This window comes from Blautia coccoides, from assembly GCF_034355335.1.
In the GTDB taxonomy this organism is placed as follows: Bacteria; Bacillota; Clostridia; order Lachnospirales; family Lachnospiraceae; genus Blautia; species Blautia producta.
Genome location: NZ_CP136422.1, coordinates 863,726 through 882,283 on the forward strand (window position 1 = coordinate 863,726; position 18,558 = coordinate 882,283).

Genomic DNA, 18,558 nt, shown 5'->3' on the forward strand with positions numbered 1-18,558 from the left:
ATGATATAATTTTTTCGGTCAGACCGAGAGTCAGTCCGGTGTCAGGCCAAAAGTCGGGCCAGTAGTACAAGCACGTATACGTGCAGCGGGTAATACATATAGAAAAAGTATTTCATTTTCTTTCCCCGCTGTCCGCTGTAAAGCAGGATAAAAGGTAGGGAGAGGACCATAAACCACTGGTCATTCAGGATGAACAGATTCTCATAGGTCATTCCTTCGCCGGCTGCGGTAAAGAAGAAGAATCCCGACATAAGTACATAGAAGACAGAGAGACCGATTTTCTTATTTCTGAGAAAATAAAAGCCGGTTCCAAGGAACACCCAGTAAACAGAGCCTTCCACAAAAATCGGTGATGGCACCAAAGTATACAGGGCCTGGAATACAATCCTTCCGATGGGTGAAACTGATGCGGTATTTCCCATGTACAGAGTGACCCCAATACCTGAACCTATGGGAATGAGCACCATAGCCAGTGCAATCCCTATGTTTTTCCAATTTTTCTTTTTTATATTTCCCAATAACAATTCGATGGCCCAGATATAAAGGCCCACAATAAATAAGGTGGCAAACATGCCGTTAATGACCATGGCACCATTTGGGTGCGGAAGAAAGGAATTGACCAGGTCATTGCCCACTGACATGAGTACAGATGCAAGATACAGCCTCTTGAGATATGCCATCCTGTCATGTGTGTGTGAAAAACCCTCTGCCATGGCAAACAGAAACAGCGGTGCGGAAATCCGGCCAAGCAGGGTGAAGATATGTGGGATCGGAAGGATTCCGCTTCCCAAATAATAATAAATATGGTCAAGTGTCATCAGCAGAAGCGCCAGAACTTTCAGGGAGTAGGACGTAAATCCCCATTTGGCGGCGCCTGTCTTATTTATAACTGCAGCTTCGTTCATTTCAAATCCTCCGTAATATGTGTTTTACAGTGATGATTATAGAGCATGGCAGAGATGTCTGCCATCGATTTACCTTACAAATTCAAAGAATATCTTACAGTTTTGTCATATTAGGATATGTAAAGGACATCTATGCACAGACCGGCTGTCGTCACAGGATTTAACTTTAAAATATACGAAAACACGACATGAAAGATTTCAAGGTGTCGCAGATATCTCTAATAACCTTCCCGCAAAATGGTATAATAAGGACAAATAAGAAACAGCACAAACGCTGGAATTCATGGTTGGGAGGACAACAATTATGGCAGTAAAAATGCTTCCGAAAAAGATGGCAGGCGCAATACTTCCGGGCAACAGCTCTGTGGAAATGAAGGAGTTCGATGTTCCGAAACCGGGTCACGGACAGGTATTGATCCAGACAAAGGCAACTACGATCTGCGGCAGTGATATCCGCTGCATTTACAGGGAACACGTGGGAAAAGGGCCGGAGGGATATATTCCGGGCATGGTGGCAGGCCATGAGCCCTGCGGTGTTATCGTGGAGGAGGGCGAAGGCCTCCGCAGATTCAAAAAGGGTGACAGGGTGATCGTATATCACATTTCCGGATGCGGTGTGTGTAATGACTGCCGCAGAGGATATTACATTTCCTGTAAGAGCAAATTTCGTCAGGCGTACGGCTGGCAGAGAAACGGCGGAATGGCCCCGTACATACTGGCAGAAGAAAAAGACCTGATCGCCCTGCCGGATGAACTGACATACAAAGACGGTGCACAGGTAGCCTGCGGATTCGGTACGGTTTATGAGGCGATTGAAAAGATCGGTATCAGCGGAAATGACGCGGTTTTGGTGACAGGACTTGGCCCTGTAGGCCTGGCAGCACTCATGCTTGCCAAAGCACTGGGAGCGAATCAATTGATCGGCGTGGAAATGAATGATTACCGCATTGACCTGGCTAAGAAACTGGGACTTGTGGACCATGTATTCAAACCGGGCGAGAATACCCTGGACGAGATTTTGGAAGTGACCAAAGGACACGGTGTAGAACGTGCCATTGATGCCAGTGCCAATGATGCTGGCCGTCAGCTTGCTATCCGTGCCACAAGAGAGTGGGGCAAAATTGCATTCGTTGGAGAGGGCGGAACCTGTACCTTCAATCCAAGCCCGGATATTATTCACGGACAGAAGACCATTTATGGTTCTTGGGTGACAAGTCTGTGGAGAATGGAAGAGCTGGTTGAGCGTCTGGTGCGCTGGAATATCCATCCGGAAGATTTGATCACAGATGAATTCTCCATTGAGAGAGCAGGTGAGGCCTATAAGCTGATGGCGGGCGGACAGTGCGGCAAGGTTGCGGTTGTATTCGGCAGCCAGGATGAAAGGTAGGTTTTTATGGGGAAAGGAGTAGATCCGGCAAAAGTGCCTTACAGAACCTTATATACGGGCGTCAGAATGCCGGCAATCGGTATGGGGACATTTGGCTCTGACAAGTATTCTGCAGAACAGGTGTCAAATGCAGTGTATGGTGCTGTGGAAAACGGATACCGTCTCATTGACTGCGCATCTGTCTACCAGAATGAGAAGGAAATCGGAGAAGTGCTCAGAAGACTCTTTGACAATGGAGTTGTGGAGCGGAAAGATTTGTTCATCACTGGAAAGGTGTGGAATGACATGCACGGGGAAGGAGAAGTAACAGCATCCTGTAAACAGAGCCTTTTAGATTTGGGCCTGGATTACCTGGATCTGTACTTTGTACACTGGCCATTTCCCAATTACCATGCACCCGGCTGTGACGGAGATTCCAGAAACCCGGATTCCAGGCCGTTTTCCACAGAGGAGTTTATGAGTGTGTGGAGACAGTGTGAACAGCTTTTGGAAGAAGGCCTCGTGCGCCATATCGGTATGTCTAATATGACCATACCGAAACTAGAAGCAGTGCTTCCCCTGTGCAGAGTACAGCCGGCTGCCATTGAGATGGAGCTGCATCCGGGCTTTCAGCAGCCGGAATTGTTTGCGTACGCACAGGAGCACAATATTGTGCCTATCGGTTATTGTCCCATTGGCTCGCCCTCACGCCCGGAGCGCGACAGAACCTCTGAGGATATTGCGGATACCCAGATGCCGGAAATCTTGGAAATTGCCCAGGCACATCAGGTACATCCGGCGGTGGTGTGTTTAAAATGGGCGGTACAGCGCGGGCAGGTGCCGATTCCCTTCTCCGTGAAGGAGCCACAGTATATCAGCAATCTGAAATGCACCACTGAGGACCCGCTCACTGAGGAGGAGATGGAGAAGATCCGCCTTGCCGACAAGAACTGCCGTCTGGTAAAAGGACAGGTATTCCTTTGGGCCGGGGCAAAAGGCTGGGAAGATCTGTGGGATCTGGACGGGACGATCACAAAATAATGGAAAGCCCAGCGGGAGGAACAATTTCATTTCGGATAATAAAATTTTTTGAAGATTCGGTCATGATACAGTGAAGGGGGATGCTGCACGAGTGTTTCGTGCAGCATCCCCCCTGTTCATGTCAGAGCGTTATTTTGTATAGTGGACTCCCTTCCAATACATAGGAGTGGTGACCTCTGCGATTTCAGGAAGCTGCACGCCGTCAAGGGCCCATTTCTTAAATTCCTCAAATCCGGTCCGGTCCACAATATATCCGATGTGTTCCTTGCCGCCGGGAGCGGAGCGGTCGATATAGTGCTCCACATATTTGTAGGTATTCAGTATGATCTTAATGATACTGTCCTCATCCACCCATTTGATGAAATCCTCACCCAGACGCGGATTCCTTTTTCCGGTACGTCCCAGAAGTGTAAGGCGGTAATACTTCTTTTCATCCCTGGTCCAGGCGGAAGCAGGGCAGTTCAGAACGCATTCTCCGCAGCCGATGCACTTTTCTTCGTTTCTCTTTGGACGGTAATTTACTGTTTCCAGTGCCTCCACGGATTTGCGGCGGCAGTATTTGACGCAGGCACCGCAGTTTACGCAGCGTTCAGGATCCAGGCGCGGGAGGGTCATGCCCATGATGCCGAAATCATGCATACGCACTTTTGCACAGTCATTTGGACATCCGGTGAGAGCAATCTTGAAATGCAGATCATTGGGGAAGATTGCCTTTTCAATTCGCTTTGCAAATGCCGTGGTGTCATAACAGGCATAAGGACATACCCGGTTTCCAATACAGGCGCTCACATTTCTGGTTCCTGAGGCCGGATAGCCGGTGCCGGGGTCGGTCTGGTTGATGTCCAGTCCCTCGATAATGGGCTGGAGCATTTCATTCACTTTGGGCATATCAGCGTAGTCTATGCCGGGGATTTCAAAGCCCTGGCGGTTGGTGATGTGTACGGTTCCGTTTCCATACTTCTCTGCAATATCCTGTATCATGGATAGATAGCAGGCATCCATATGACCACCCGGTACACGGACACGGGAGGCTGTTTTGCCGCGCTCTTTTGTGACGCGGAACGCGTTTTTCTTTAAAGCCTTTGTATTGACATCCATTCCCTGCACCTCCTAATCCAGCAGCTGTCGGCCTTTAGTAAAGTTAAAAACAGGGCCGTCCAGACATACATAGACATCATTGATTTTACAGTGGCCGCATTTTCCAAGACCGCAGCACATTTTGCGTTCCTGGGAGATCCAAATCTGCTCTTCTTTTAAGCCTCGGTCCATAAGGGCCATGGTGGAGAAGCGCATCATGGCAGGAGGGCCTACGACAATGGCGCAGGCGTCTTCCATGTGCTCAAATTCCAGACCGGGGATATAGGCGGTTACAAGGCCTTCTTTATAAGAAGGATTGCCTTCACAGCTGTCGACTGTGAGGATCAGGCTGAGGTTCTCCTCCCAGAGCTTTAAATCACGGCGGAACAGGATATCATTGGGTGTTTTAAAGCCTGCAATGACAGTGACGCTCTTTGCGGCCTCGGGGTTGCGGGCAAAATAGTCGATCACGCCCCGGACAGGGGAGACACCGGTGCCGCCTGCTACTATGACAAGCTCTTTATCTTTATAATCTTCCAGGTCGAATCCGTTTCCGTAAGGTCCGCGTAGCAGCAGGGTGTCCCCTTCATACTGTTCAAATACCTCATTTGTGACTTTACCTACACGGCGGATGGTCAGATCCACAAAGTCGTCCCCAACGCCGCTGACAGAAATAGGGGCTTCGCCGAATTTGGGGATGGATACCTCAAAGAACTGTCCGGGTTTTACATCACCTGTGTATTCCATGCGGAAGGTATACTCTATATCTGTGTGGCGTATGACATCTTTTATTTCAGAGCGGAAAGGAATATATTCATTTTTTGTCATAAGTCTTCCACCTCCTTCATGGCATCGGACAGTCGGTTCAGGCAGTGGGAGAAGGAGATGTACTCCGGACAGACGTCATCGCAGCGCCCGCAGCCCACACACATCTGATAGCCTGCTCTTTGTTTGAAATCCAGTGCCTTATGCATGACTTTAAAGCGCATACGTTCCCCGTTGGTTTTACGGTAACTTCCTCCGCCTGCTACGTCCGTGTAGCCGTCCACCATACAGGAGGCCCACACTCTGCGGCGCTCGCCAACCTTGCCGTTGTCTGTATAGAACAGATCCTGCATGGTGAAGCAGGTACAGGTAGGACATGAGAAATTACAGCGTCCGCAGTTGATGCAGCGGCTGTCGTATTCTTTCCAGATGGAGCTTTTGGCGGCTTTGGCAGTGAGGCTTTCGGGAATATGTACACGGGTTTTTGTCTCTGTCACAAACGAGGGGGTGACAGATTCCTCTGAAACGGAATACTTTTGGAAAAGCGCTTCCTGTTCCGGCCATTTGACGTCTGTTTTCCAGGTATCTCCTGTAAGATCCAGACTGAAATCATAATCAAGATTTTTGTTTGTCCCCATATCCACGCAGAAACAGGAGTCAAAACAGGAGGGACAGCCAAGAAGGGCAAATTTTACATGGTCCCGGAGCTGTCTGTAGTAGGAATCCTCAGGGCCGTTTTCCAGATATATATGATCCAGGCGGCGCACTGCGTGAAGGTCACAGCTTCTAAGGAAGATGACCGCGTCCTTTTTGGGGGGATTCGGTTCTGTCACTTTGTCCTCTGTGAAATAGAATAAGGTCTGGGAAATGGGAAGCAGCACTTCTTTGGGAGAGAAGCGGGATTTCCTGTCTAATACGATTTCCTCAGGGGAAGTGATCCTGCCATAGCGGACCAGATCCGTGTCGGAAAAGGCTCCCTTTTTCAGAAAAAGTTTGGGAGCGTAAAGGTCATAAGTTTCTGTAAGAGCAGAAAAGACTTGCTGTAGATCCTGCGTCTTGTAACAATAACCCATAATTTCACCTCTTTCATAAATGGTGTGAGGGCGCAAAACTGCGGCCTCACTCGTTCTGTGACAATGGAAAGATAACACGCAGCGATCCAGTATTCCTATAGGTACCGGAAGGTTTCCATTGCTTATGCAGATAAGTATAGCCGCAGCATTTTGGCAATGCCGTGATGAACCTCACGTTTTTATGAAATATTTTGTAGATTGATCAATTTCCTGCCGTATCCTGTTGTCATGAAGGCCGGATGTCTGTTCTACTGCCTTCTGAAACGGTTAAAACAGGCATAGATCTCCTGGGGTCTGGGCATGGCAAGGCCGCATGGGGTGTAGGAGGTTCCGCAGACAGAGGAGAGGCCCTTCGTCTCAAGCTGATGCAGAAGCAGCTTCACCACCTGATCCAGGGTTTTTCTACCGTCGATCAGGTTTTCACATGCGTAGCGCAGGATGGAGGCAAGGGCAGCCGTCTGTTCAAAGTCAGTGAGCTGTTCCACATACCGCAGGTCCACGGATTCTTTGCCGATGGAGAAGGTGTAGCGGTCATGTGTCTTAGTCTTTAACCCTCGGTTTTCTCTTGGTCCGTGTCCGTTTCCTTCTGCCCCGCGGCCGCCTCTGCGTCCCTGAGGCTCCCGGAAATCAGGGGTGCTCATAACTCGGCGGCTCTGCGGAAGGATAAACGCAGGGGTATCTGCCGGGGGCAGCGGAAAGTCTTTACACAGTTCTTTTACAGAATCTGTTATGTCCACAGGGCGGTAGCAGTCCATCTGGATAATAGTATCAGCAATGTGGAAGAAGGCACCGCTGCTGCCCGCCACCAGGATGGTGGAGATTCCTGCCTTTTCATATAAATCCCCGGCGCGCTCCAAAAACGGGGTGATAGGTTCTTTGTGTCGGCTGATCACATGCTGCATGAAAGTGTCACGCACCATGAAGTTCGTGGCAGAGGTATCTTCATCAATGAAAAACAGACGGGAACCTGCCTCCATGCTCTCCACAATAGCCGCGGCCTGGGAGGTGCTGCCGCTTGCGTCAGGGGTAGAAAAGCAGTGGGTATCTTTCTTGTTGGGAAGGTCATTAATGAACATGGAGATATCCACATCCTTAACAAAACGTCCATCCTCAGAGCGCAGCTTCACTGCTGTTTGGTCCGCAATGACATATTCTCTTCCGTCACCGGCGATGTGGTTGTACACCCCGGATTCCAGGGCGTTCAGCAGGGTGGATTTTCCGTGGTAGCCGCCGCCTACGATCAGGGTGATGCCCACTGGAATGCCCATGCCTGTGATCTTTCCTTTGTGCGGAAGATTTAGTTCAATGCGCATAGAGTACGGGGAAGAGAAGGGGACGCAGTCAGCAAGCGGCTTGTCCGATACACCGCTCTGTCTTGGCAGGATGGCGCCGTCAGCCACGAAAGCGGCCAGATTCCGGCTCTCCAGTTCTTCCCGGATGTATTGCTGGTCCTCTGCGAGAAAGAAGACGCTCTCCACGGTCTTTGCGTTCTGGTTTTTGTACAGAAAGGACTTCCGCACGCATACCGGCAGAAATTCAAACAGGATCTTTTCCAGTTCCGGCGCATTGATAGTTCTGCCATTTGCAGGAAAACCTACGGTAAAGCGGGCCGTCAGATCCGATGCGGTGATCTCACAGGCGGTTCTGTCCAGGATCTCCTGGCCGCAGCGGCTGACAGAGATGAGTCCGCTCTTGCCGGAGCCTTTGGCCTTAAAGCTGAAATGGTACACCTGCTGTTCAAATTGTCTATTCAGATAGTCCTGAAGGGCAATTCGGGTATGCTTTTCCCTATAGTAATGGGAGGGGAAACCAGCCGTTTTGAGGGGAATCTTTATGCTCAGGCTGGAGGGGGCTGCAAAGGGGTCACCCTGTACATGGTCGATGGATAATGTATAATCGCCGAAGGAATAGATACCCCGTAAGTCCTTGTAGGCGGGATAACTTTTCCGGTGAATGGAGGCCAGCATGGTCTTCAGGTCTGATGATGATTTCATAAGATGATCTCTCCTTTATAAATATGTAGATTGCGCTTACCTTCTAATATAAACAATCCGCTGAAAAATGGCAAGCCACTATTCACAGCCACTGGCCCGCAAGGTGTTTTTATGCGCCTGCGCATGAAAATCCCGAGGCGGCCAGCGCGATATGGGGCAGAATGCTCCGTATCTGTGCATCGCGAAGCGCGTTGCTGTTCACAGAACTGCGTTTTTTGCAGAGCTGTGAGTAGTAAAATGGCAAGCAAAGAGGAATAAAAAAAATTCAAAAACCTATTGACATTTTTCGCACCATAAGATATAATAAATTTCGTTGCTAAGGCAATAACAAATAAATACCTATCCAATCAATATTGGATGTGCGCGTAGCTCAGCTGGATAGAGCGTCTGGCTACGGACCAGAAGGTCGGGGGTTCGAATCCTCTCGCGCACGTCAAAACCCTTGTAAAATGAAGATTTTACAAGGGTTTCTTTTTGTTCAGATATAAAATCGGATAAAGGACAGATCAGGTTCAGGGATCCTGCCGGCTTCGGGGAGTCCGCAGTCTTTCATGAAATCACGGACAAAGGTCAGTAGATAGCAGTAGCAGGCACTCAGTTGTTTGGCGAAGGCAGCCCGGTCATTTTCACGAAGATACTTAAAAGCCTGCAGTCCCATCTGATTTATAGTATTTGACATCTGGCTGCCCTCTGCGTAGAAAGAAAAATAGTATCCCCAGTGCAGCAGCTTTCTCACCTCTTTCAAAATGACTCTGAAGGGGTAAAGGGGCATCTGTTGGGTGATACAGTCCATGATCAGATCAAGGGGAATGGCATTGGGTTTCCTGAATTTTTCTTCCAGTGAATGTATGGCATCCTCTGTTATCCGGTCAAAAGTCAGTCTGACGGCAGGGGGGACGGCAAGAGCCATGAACTGGAGACCGCTAAGATACAGCAGCGTATCCTTTTTGTAATTTTTGTCCTTCATGCAGGATAACGTGGCATCATCATTAAAAAGAGTCACCTGCGTTCCCTTTACATTATAGGTTTTGCAGAAGCCCAGCCGGTTCAGGACAGAGAGGGACTTTCGTATGGTGGCAACGGAGACCTGATAGTGGCGTGCCAGAGTCTCTTCTGAGGGTAGAAACTGCCTGTCTTTATAGATTCCAATCCCTATTTTATCAATGATATCCCGGACAATCTGCATATAATAATGGTCCCGGCCCAGGTCTGCATTCCAGGAGTATATATTTTTATCAACTGTCTGTACCTGTGGATATTCCAGTGAAAGCCTGTCCAGATATTGTTCTATCCTATCTGTTGTGAAGCGGTAGAGCCCGGTAAAATAGCGCAGAGCTTCCTCCGCATTTTCCGGTCTCAGAAGTCCGTTTTCCCAATAAGAGCATTTTCTCCTGTTTTCTTCCGGCTTGATAATGGAATCTCTGTGTTCCCAGAAAAATGGGATGTGGGCATAGAGTTCAAGACTGATATACAGATCCCGGAACAGCAGGCTTCCTGAGGCGGAGAGGATTTCATGGAGAAAACAGGAGTAAGTCTGCCATTTGTTTCTGCGGGCTATTTTCTCATGTTCCAGGATCCAGAGGCAGTGCTGCATTTTTTCTTCACTGCAGACCTGGGCGGAGAAGGCGAGCAGGGGAGGCATCAGGATAGTCATGGTCTCGTACACAGACAGGATAGAGGATTTGTTTTTCAGGGCTGTGCGCACGGACGGCTCAAGGGCAGAGTCTGTCTCAGGCATCTCTGTAAGCTTGTATATGACACGGGAGGGCTTTCGTTCGGCTGTCTGTATCATCCCTTCCTGTGCCAGGGCTTTCAGCACTTCTCTGACTGTGCGCATTCCCACATGGTATATTTCGCAGAGCTGGCTCATGGACGGCAGCGCGCTTTTGTAGGGCAGGATTCCGGTCTCGATCTGCTCCTTTAGATTTTGATACAAAAAATCGAATAATCTGTTTTTCTGTTCCATGGCAAAGTCTCCTTTATACGGTAAGTATATCTAATATTATAATACTATATGCATACGTACACAAATATAAGATTGCACTTCAAAATCAAATTATAGTAAAATGATTTTGACCATTCAGCAGGTCTGCGCATGTACTGCGCTGACCATCGGAAAACATTCGGCAGTTATAGCAGGAGTATGTATGAGGCTATGAGACGAAGGAAAACAAGAGGCTCTGCATATCAGGGTCCTTTTTTTATAAGCGGGATGCAGGTGTGGATTATTTCGGCAGTTATCCTGATAACACTGATCATTACCGTATGGAATGCTGTTGGGCTTCAGAAAGTGCTGGCCCGCAGCACCAAGGAATATCTGAAGGATGTGACCACCCATATGGCGGGTGAGATTGGAAATACCATGCATCATAAATCTCAGGATCTGGCCATGACGGCGGATTTTGTAGTGAGCAGTCTTTCGGGAACAGAGGAAGACGAGGGCGGGCTTGTACAGTTTCTTGAACAGGAGGCCAGACTGTTGGAGTTCAATGTTCTGACAGTCATTGACAGGCAGGGAGAAATGATACATACGCCACTTCCCGATACCATAGATGAGACAGAGCTGAGAGAAATCGCAAAACTGGACTGTGTCAGGGAATCCTTTGACGGTAAAGCAGGAACCAGTTATCTTGGAGGCCAGGAGATCATCTATTCGGTACCGGTTTATGTGGATATGTCCGTGGAGTATGTCATGGTGGGCACCCGCAGCAAGGAAAAAATGCAGGATATGATCGCATCCAAAAGCTTTGACGGAAACAGTCTGAGCTGTATCATTGACAGCAGCGGAGAAGTGATCCTTTCCCCCACTGATTTAAAGCCGTTTTTGCAGTTGGATGATATTTTCAAGGAGAATAAAGACGAGAAGCTCCTGTCTGAGATTGGGCAGATGCGGAGGAATATGCAGAAGGGAAAGGGCGGAATCCTGGAATTTACCTCTCCCCTTCAGGAGGAATTGTTTTTGTCTTATGATGTGCTTGGGATCAATGACTGGGTTTTGCTGACCATCATACCCGCTGATCTGATCTCGGGCAACTCAGAGGGGAGTATATGGAGGTTTTTCCTGATCCTTATATTTGTCATGGCAGTGTTTCTTATCTTTCTTGTAAATGTTTACCGCTTTTTCAATACGGGGAGAAGAGAACTGGAGCGGTATGCATTTGAAGACAGTGTCACCGGAGGGATGAATCAGGCGGCTTTCTGCCTGAAATACGAGGAGTTGGCAAGTAAAATGGAGCCTTCGGCCTATTCCATTGTCATGATGAATGTAAAAGGCTTTAAAATGATCAATGAGAGGTTCGGTACCGAGGCGGGCAACGCCACCTTGCGGTATATACATCATGTACTGCAGTGTCATATCAGACCATCCGAAAATGAATTTGTTTCCAGGAATGAATCTGACAGCTTTTTCCTGTGTCTGCGGGATGCAGAGCCTGAATCTATCCGGACAAGGCTGAAAGATATGACCGAGGAAATAAATTCCTCTTCCCAGGAGGGAGTCCCCCGCTATCCTATTGTATTCCGACAGGGGGCCTGCGTGATCCGCGATCCCGGCGAGGAGATTACCATTTTACAGGACCATGCGCGCCTGGCTGAACAGAGCGGTGAAAAAGAGGCGGGGGGAGACTGTGTCTTTTACGACGAGAAAATTGTAAAACGCCTGAAGTGGGAAGAGGAGATGAACGCTTTGTTTGAGGAATCCCTTCGCTGTCATGAGTTTCAGGTGTATCTTCAGCCAAAGGTCAGCCCAAAGTCAGGCGAGGCTGTGGGGGCTGAGGCACTGGTGCGCTGGCAGCATTCCGAAAAAGGTGTGATCTTCCCCTCAGATTTTATTCCTCTTTTTGAAAAAAACGGAAAGATATGCAGACTTGATATGTATATATTTGAGGAAGTATGTGCACTTATGGCAAAGTGGGAGAACATGGGCAGGCGGCAGATACCTGTCTCTGTGAACCTGTCCAGACAGCATTTCAGGAAACCGGATTTTCTCAGTGAGTTTTCCGCCATAGCCGAGCGCTGCAAGGTCAGAAAAGAGCTGCTGGAATTTGAGCTGACAGAATCCATATTCCTGGATGAGGAGCAGATAGATGTGGTGAAGGACAGCATCCGCCGGATGCATGAATTGGGATTCAGGTGCTCTCTGGATGATTTCGGATCCGGGTTTTCCTCCCTGGGACTCTTGAAGGAATTTGATGTGGATGCGTTGAAGCTGGACCGGCTTTTCTTTCTGGATATGCACAGTGAGAAGGCAAGAGATGTGATCGCCTGTCTGATGGAGCTGGCGAAGAAGCTGAATGTAGAGACTGTGGCAGAGGGGATAGAGGAGCCGGAACAGGTGGAATATCTGCGGCGGGTAAACTGCGATATGATACAGGGGTATGTGTACTCAAAGCCCATTCCGGCTGATGAATTTGAGAAAAAATATATGTGCTGATGACTCTTTTGGGTCTGTTCATAACGTGGTATAGTCATTCTATAGAGAAAACGGATAACGTGTCAGGGGGATTGGAAATGTTTCAAAATTCAATATTATTTACAGCCGGGCAGTTTGCCAGGCTGCATCATTTAAATAAACGGACCCTTCACTATTATGATGATATCGGCCTTTTTTCACCTGCGTACAAAGGCAGGAACGGGTACCGCTATTATACTTATCAGCAGAGCGGAGAGCTGGAAAGCATACTGGCGCTCCGTGAACTGAATATGTCCATTGGGGAGATCAAAGAATACCTGAACCGTCCCACAGCCCAAAGGTTCATAGAACTCTCGGAGAAAAAAGTAGGGGAGATCGAAGAGACCATTCAGAACCTGGAGACTCTGCGGAATGTTTTAAAGAAAAAACAGGAAATGCTGCGTCTCAGTATGGAGGTCAGGGACGGACAGATCGATCTGATCCACTGTGAGGAGGAGTATCTTTTTATAACACCGTTGTCTTCTCAGGTCCAGCAGGGGGAGTTTGCTGATATGAGCACACTGCTGGAACATCTGCAGAAGGCATGGGATCTGAGCAAATATAAGACAAGCTGTGGCAGCTTACTGTCTGCGGAGAAGATTCGGCACGGGGAGTTTCAAATCTACGACGGGTTATATACCCAGTTGGAGAGTCTCGCAGAGGTGGAGGGATTTTACAGAAAGCCGCCGGGGACTTATCTGCGGGGCATCAGTATAGGGAGCTGGGAAAAGCTTCCCGGGCTTTACAGCCGTATGCTGGAGTTTGCGCAGAAGCATGGTTACAGGCTCACAGGATATGCCTATGAGATCGGGATGAATGAAATAGCAGTCTCGGATATGGAACATTATATTACCCAGGTGACCATTTTGACGGAAGAAAACACTGATAAAATATAGAGGAAATCCCTCGGCAGGCTGAGCCTGACAGAAAGAAGCTGCTGCATGAAGCCAATTGTGCGGCAGCTTTTTTCTGTAAGTTACCGACACCCGGCATCGGAATATGGAAAAATATTACAGATTTTGCCATAAAAGTTTAAAAAACGGCAGGATTGTAATACAATAGAGTATAAGAACAGGCGTTGGGGAAAAGGGTACTGAAGGCAGAAGGAGGCCGATCGGGATGAATGAAAAAGCGAACAGCTCAGACGGGAAGAGCAAAATCGGCGGAGGGGTATTTAACTGCCGGTATGACAAGTATTTTACGTTGATAGATGCAGACGATCATCTGTTTGAATTTTTGGGATACACCAGGGAAGAATTTTCAGAACGGTTCCACAACCATATTCTGGATGCGGTCTATGAAGGGGACCGGAAAATGGTCATGGGGGAAATCAGCAGACAATTGAAGAACGGCAGCGTATTCATGTATGAGAACCGTCTGGTCAAAAAAGGCGGTACTATCTGCTGGGCATGGATCAGCGCGGAGGTTATGGAGAATAAAGAAGAGGGCTGCTGGTTTCACTGTATCTTCCATGATATCAGCAGGGAGAAGGAGGCACAGCGTCAGCTTGCTATCAGTGAGCAGAGGTATGAGATCGTGCTCTCACAGATGCAGGATATTATCTTTGAGCTGGACTGTGTCACCTATGAGATATATTATTCTCCTAACTTTGAGAAGAAATTCGGATATCAGATTCCGGCAGAAGGTTTTCCGGATTCTATGTTTGCCACAGATATTGTATATGAGGCAGATAAGGCGGGGCTGCGGGGCGGATTTCAAGCCATCTTAAAGGGGAATGACAAGATGGAATGTGAGTACCGTCTCAAATCCAGGGATGGTTCTTATCTCTGGGTGGATGTCCATGCCACAGCGCTCAGGGACGGGGATGGGAGGCTTCTGAAGATACTGGGTATCATTTCAGATATTGACCAGAGAAAAAAAGAGATCATCAAAGCCAGGAAAGCCGCTGCCCTGGATCCCCTTACCGGTCTTCTGAACCGGCGGGAATGCGAGGTGAGGGCAGAGCAGTATATGCAGCAGGGACATGATCCGGCAGCCATGCTGCTGATCGATGTGGACAATTTTAAGCATATCAATGATACCTATGGCCATCTGTTCGGTGACAAGGTTCTCAACGAGACTGCGGGCAGCCTTCGGGGAATATTCAGGCATGAGGATATTGTGGCACGCATCGGCGGTGATGAATTTGTGGTCTTCATGACCAATATTCAGAAGAACAGCGTTATTGAAGCAAAGGTCAATGCCATACGGAATATATTTGACCATTACACCAATGGCGAGAACACCTGTAGTATCGGCTGCAGCATTGGTGTCAGCTTTTATCCGGAGCATGGCACGGATTTTATGTCCCTGTTTGCCAAAGCGGATGCAGCCATGTACCGGGCAAAGAAAAACGGCAAGGGCCAATACTGTATATACGGGGCCTGGAAGAACCGGCCGGAGGAACAGGTAGTGGCCCGTGAGGCGCAGGCCATACTTCCAAGGGGATATACACAGACAGAGAATCCTCTGGAGAGGGAGCTGGCCCATAAGGAGATGGTTTACAGGGCAGCGCTGAAAGAAGCTCATATCAATGTATGGGAATATGATATGAGGACCCGCACGCTGTTTCTGACGGAGGGCGCACAGGAGAGTCACGGATTCCGGCAGTTGGAACATGCACCGGAAGCGCTGTTGGAGAATGGGTATATACATCCCAGGAGCAGACAGGACCTGCTGGATTTATACAGCCGGCTCCAGAATGGGCAGAGCCATGTACAGGCAGATATTCTCACACGTTCCGCGGACAGAAGCTACTGGTGGTGGGAGAGGGTCAGCTATGCCCTTTTGTGTGATGAGAATAACAGGCCCTGCTGCGCAGTTGCTGTGGGAGAGGATATTACAAAACAAAAAAAGGCGGAGATGGTCTACCAGCAGGAAATGCAGCTCAGGCTCACCTACGACGGAGGTGTGATCGCCAGTTTCCGCTGTAATCTTGACCAGAATTGTGTGGAGTACGTGGAGGGCCAGGTGCGCATGGAATATCCTCCGGGAATGACTTATGAGGAATTGATGGTGCTTCACAATGAAAGTATGGCCAATGAGGAGGACAAACTGCGTCTGCAGAAGATGATGAGCAGAGATGCCCTGTGCAGAGCGTATAAAGAGGGCAGTACAGTCATTAACTTTGAGTACCGCAGGAAAGACAGGAGCGGAAGACTGTCCTGGGTCAATGCTGTGGCACGTCTGGTGCGGGATGTGCAGAACGGCGATCTATATGTCTATGGTACACTGGAGGATATCAACGAGAAGAAAAATCTGGAGCTGGCCCTGAAGTTCCGTGCGGAGTATGATGTACAGACCGGCGTCTACAACAAGGAGACCGCCATACAGATGATAGGGGATGCGCTGCTGAAAAACCAGGGCAGGAGGCAGGCTTATGCCCTGCTGGTATTTAACGTGGACTTTTTTACAAAACTGGTTCATGAAATTGGTTATGTGGCAGCGGATGATGTGCTGAAGGAAATCAGCAACCAGCTTAAATTGAGGTTTATTGAGGATGCCATTATCGGCAGGTTTTACGGGGATGAGTTTGTAGTCTTTTTGTATAACAATCCCAGGGCAGAGTTCGTGCGGCAGTGTGCAGAGGATGTCATAAAGACAATTGCCCTTCCCTATATGTTTCCGAATATCAGCCATCCGGTCAATGTATCCTGTGGTATTATTTTTGACAACTGTCCGGAGCATATTTTCCAGGGGCTGTATCAGATGGCCAGAGCTGCCCTGGAAACAGGTATATCCATGGGCAGGAGTGGTGTCTTCGTCTACAGCGATCACCTAAAAAAATATGAGCCGGGGAATCCTGGGGTTCCGGACACGTTACGGAATACGGCACAGACAGAGCTTGGCAGCGCTGGAGAAACGGTATTGCTGCAGGGCATGTTTGCACTTACCAGTGCAGCTGACTTCGGACATGCACTGGAAAACGTGCTGGGATCGCTGGCCTCCTATTATGGAGGGGACAGGGCATATGTGATCGAGTGTGAACCGGAAAGCGGCAAAATCCGGGAAGTGTATGAGTGGAAAAAAGAGGATATGTTTTCCGCCGGTGTCAGCGGCAGTCCTTATTTATACCCTGGAAGCCCCGGCGGGTGGAAATGGGAGGAATTAGGCAGGCTTCAATTAATACAGGATATAGAACAGTGGAAAGAGAAGCGCAGCGGCCTTTATAAAAATATGAAGAGCCTTGGCATTGACTCCTGCTATTTAGTGAGCCTGGAGGACGGCGAAAAACGGATGGGTTACATGGAGATCGACAACCCCAAAAGGAATACGGAGCATACCACTATTCTCACTACAATACAGTATTTTGTGGCAAATGAACTCACAAAGCGCAGATTACAGGAAGAGCAGGAGTTTCTCATGCACCACGATGGACTGACAGGAGTGCTGAACCGGAACAGTTATAAGGAGTTCTGCTCTGCTATCAGGGAGGAAAGCCTGATTTCACTGGGGATTGTTTCCGTAGACATCAATGGTTTGAAGGATATCAACAGGATTTACGGAAACGCCTACGGCGACAATGTGATTCAGTTTACTGCGGATATTATGCAGGAGGAATTCCCTGCGGCAAGGGTCTATCGTTTTACCGGAGATGAATTTTTACTGGTGAGTGAGAATATTTCCCATGACGCTTTTGAGAAGCGGCTGAAGAAGATGAGGGAGAGAATGCGTGAGGCAGCCAGTGTTTCTGTGGGAAGTGCCTGGTCAGATACGGACATCAGCCTGGATTTCCTTATCGCCAGTGCGGATGAGCGCAGAATGATAGCAAAGCAGGAATATTATAATGAGCATCCTTTTGCGGAAGTCCACAGAAGCGCAGGGATATTGAAGGAATTGTTAAAAGAGATCTCTGCAGGAAGATTTACAGTTTACCTGCAGCCTAAGATTGATACATATAACAACACACTCTGCGGCGCGGAGGCACTGGTGAGGTATCAGGACCCGAAGAAAGGCATTGTACCGCCGGGGAAATTCATCCCTTATCTGGAGACAGCCGGCCTGATTCATTACATAGACTTCTTTGTCTTTGAGGAAGTATGCAAAATCCTGAAAGAGTGGGAGAGAAGAGGGGTAGAACTGATTCCTGTTTCCCTTAACTTTTCCAGGGCAACACTTCTGGAAGAACAGCTCATAGAGAGAATGGAGGAGATCATCTTCCGTTATGGTGTGGACAAGCGGTATGTGGAGATAGAGATCACAGAGAGTATGGGAGAAGTAGAGCGCAATACTGTGGCACAGATAGGAAAACAGATCTGCCAGGCTGGATATAACATCGCGCTGGATGATTTCGGGGCAAAATATAGCAATTTGTCTTTCCTCTCAGCAATCCGTTTCAATCATTTGAAACTGGACAAAGGGTTGGTAAATAATCTCCTCACCAATGAAAAAGCCCGTATTATCGTGAAGAATATATTGACGCTCTGCCAGGAATTGTGTATGGAAGTGGTTGCGGAGGGCGTAGAGAATAGAGAACAGCTAGAAATCCTTAAGAACCTGGAGTGCTTTTATATTCAGGGCTATTATTTCAACAAACCTCTTTCAAGGCCGGAGTTTGAAAAACAATACCAGAAGACAGGGAATCCCGGTACAAATTCCGGGACTTTGGACAGTGAGTAGTGAACAGCGGACAGTGAGCAGTAAACAGAGATGAGATGAGTTCGGCAGCTTGGGATTTTTGCGTTAATATATTGACAATTCATCTCCTCTGTGCTATATTTTATCCAAGCAATCGAAAGGGAGTAGCTGAACGTTCAGAGATGAACGGGTTTGAAATCGTCAACCGATACCGAGAGGTGTCCGTATCAAATGAGATAGCAAGACTTTTATTGTGGCGGATGTCATGATAGAGGTCTTTTTTTAGTTCCATCTATTCTCAATACACCTT

The 18,558-nt window shown here is 48.4% G+C and carries 11 protein-coding genes and 1 tRNA gene; 6 read left to right on the forward strand and 6 right to left on the reverse strand.

Translation table 11 applies throughout. From position 1 onward, the window contains the following. Positions 1-41 precede the first annotated feature (41 nt). Complete coding sequence (locus BLCOC_RS03795; protein ID WP_115624459.1) at positions 42-905, reverse strand: TraX family protein; 864 nt, start codon at positions 903-905, stop codon at positions 42-44. A 304-nt stretch (positions 906-1,209) separates the two neighbouring features. On the opposite strand from BLCOC_RS03795, the gene BLCOC_RS03800 reads away from it, so the two are divergent. After that, entirely contained in the window at positions 1,210-2,292 is a 1,083-nt protein-coding gene (locus BLCOC_RS03800; protein ID WP_207660200.1) for a zinc-dependent alcohol dehydrogenase family protein, read from the forward strand. A 6-nt stretch (positions 2,293-2,298) separates the two neighbouring features. Next, positions 2,299-3,312: an aldo/keto reductase gene (locus BLCOC_RS03805; protein ID WP_115624460.1), complete on the forward strand. Its 1,014-nt coding sequence runs from the start codon at positions 2,299-2,301 to the stop codon at positions 3,310-3,312. A gap of 129 nt (positions 3,313-3,441) precedes the next feature. Here BLCOC_RS03805 and asrC read toward each other — a convergent pair whose 3' ends face one another. The 4 genes from asrC to BLCOC_RS03825 all read right to left on the reverse strand — a co-directional run bounded on the left by asrC (position 3,442) and on the right by BLCOC_RS03825 (position 8,221). After that, entirely contained in the window at positions 3,442-4,410 is a 969-nt protein-coding gene (asrC, locus tag BLCOC_RS03810; protein WP_115624461.1) for a sulfite reductase subunit C, read from the reverse strand. Between the two features lie 12 nt (positions 4,411-4,422). Further along, positions 4,423-5,217, reverse strand: a complete 795-nt coding sequence (asrB, locus tag BLCOC_RS03815; RefSeq protein ID WP_115624462.1) for an anaerobic sulfite reductase subunit AsrB — start codon at positions 5,215-5,217, stop codon at positions 4,423-4,425. Then, positions 5,214-6,227: an anaerobic sulfite reductase subunit AsrA gene (gene asrA / locus BLCOC_RS03820; protein WP_115624463.1), complete on the reverse strand. Its 1,014-nt coding sequence runs from the start codon at positions 6,225-6,227 to the stop codon at positions 5,214-5,216. The genes asrB and asrA overlap by 4 nt, the downstream gene beginning before the upstream one ends. Positions 6,228-6,475: 248 nt before the next feature. Beyond that, positions 6,476-8,221, reverse strand: coding sequence for an ABC-ATPase domain-containing protein (locus BLCOC_RS03825; protein WP_115624464.1), 1,746 nt, complete (start codon positions 8,219-8,221; stop codon positions 6,476-6,478). A gap of 359 nt (positions 8,222-8,580) precedes the next feature. Here BLCOC_RS03825 and BLCOC_RS03830 point away from each other — a divergent pair. Continuing rightward, a tRNA-Arg gene (locus BLCOC_RS03830) sits at positions 8,581-8,654 on the forward strand. A 45-nt stretch (positions 8,655-8,699) separates the two neighbouring features. Here the strand turns inward: BLCOC_RS03830 and BLCOC_RS03835 are convergent. Then, positions 8,700-10,187, reverse strand: a complete 1,488-nt coding sequence (locus BLCOC_RS03835; protein WP_115624465.1) for a GntR family transcriptional regulator — start codon at positions 10,185-10,187, stop codon at positions 8,700-8,702. Between the two features lie 189 nt (positions 10,188-10,376). Between BLCOC_RS03835 and BLCOC_RS03840 the strand changes: the two genes are divergently transcribed. From BLCOC_RS03840 to BLCOC_RS03850, 3 genes are all read left to right on the forward strand, one after another. Further along, complete coding sequence (locus tag BLCOC_RS03840) at positions 10,377-12,653, forward strand: bifunctional diguanylate cyclase/phosphodiesterase (protein WP_242999034.1); 2,277 nt, start codon at positions 10,377-10,379, stop codon at positions 12,651-12,653. Positions 12,654-12,730: 77 nt separating this feature from the next. Continuing rightward, complete coding sequence (locus BLCOC_RS03845; RefSeq protein ID WP_165907291.1) at positions 12,731-13,567, forward strand: MerR family transcriptional regulator; 837 nt, start codon at positions 12,731-12,733, stop codon at positions 13,565-13,567. A gap of 223 nt (positions 13,568-13,790) precedes the next feature. Beyond that, positions 13,791-18,290 carry a diguanylate cyclase domain-containing protein gene (locus BLCOC_RS03850; protein ID WP_115624467.1) on the forward strand — a complete coding sequence of 1,500 codons (4,500 nt, stop codon included), beginning with the start codon at positions 13,791-13,793 and terminating at the stop codon, positions 18,288-18,290. Positions 18,291-18,558: the final 268 nt, after the last annotated feature.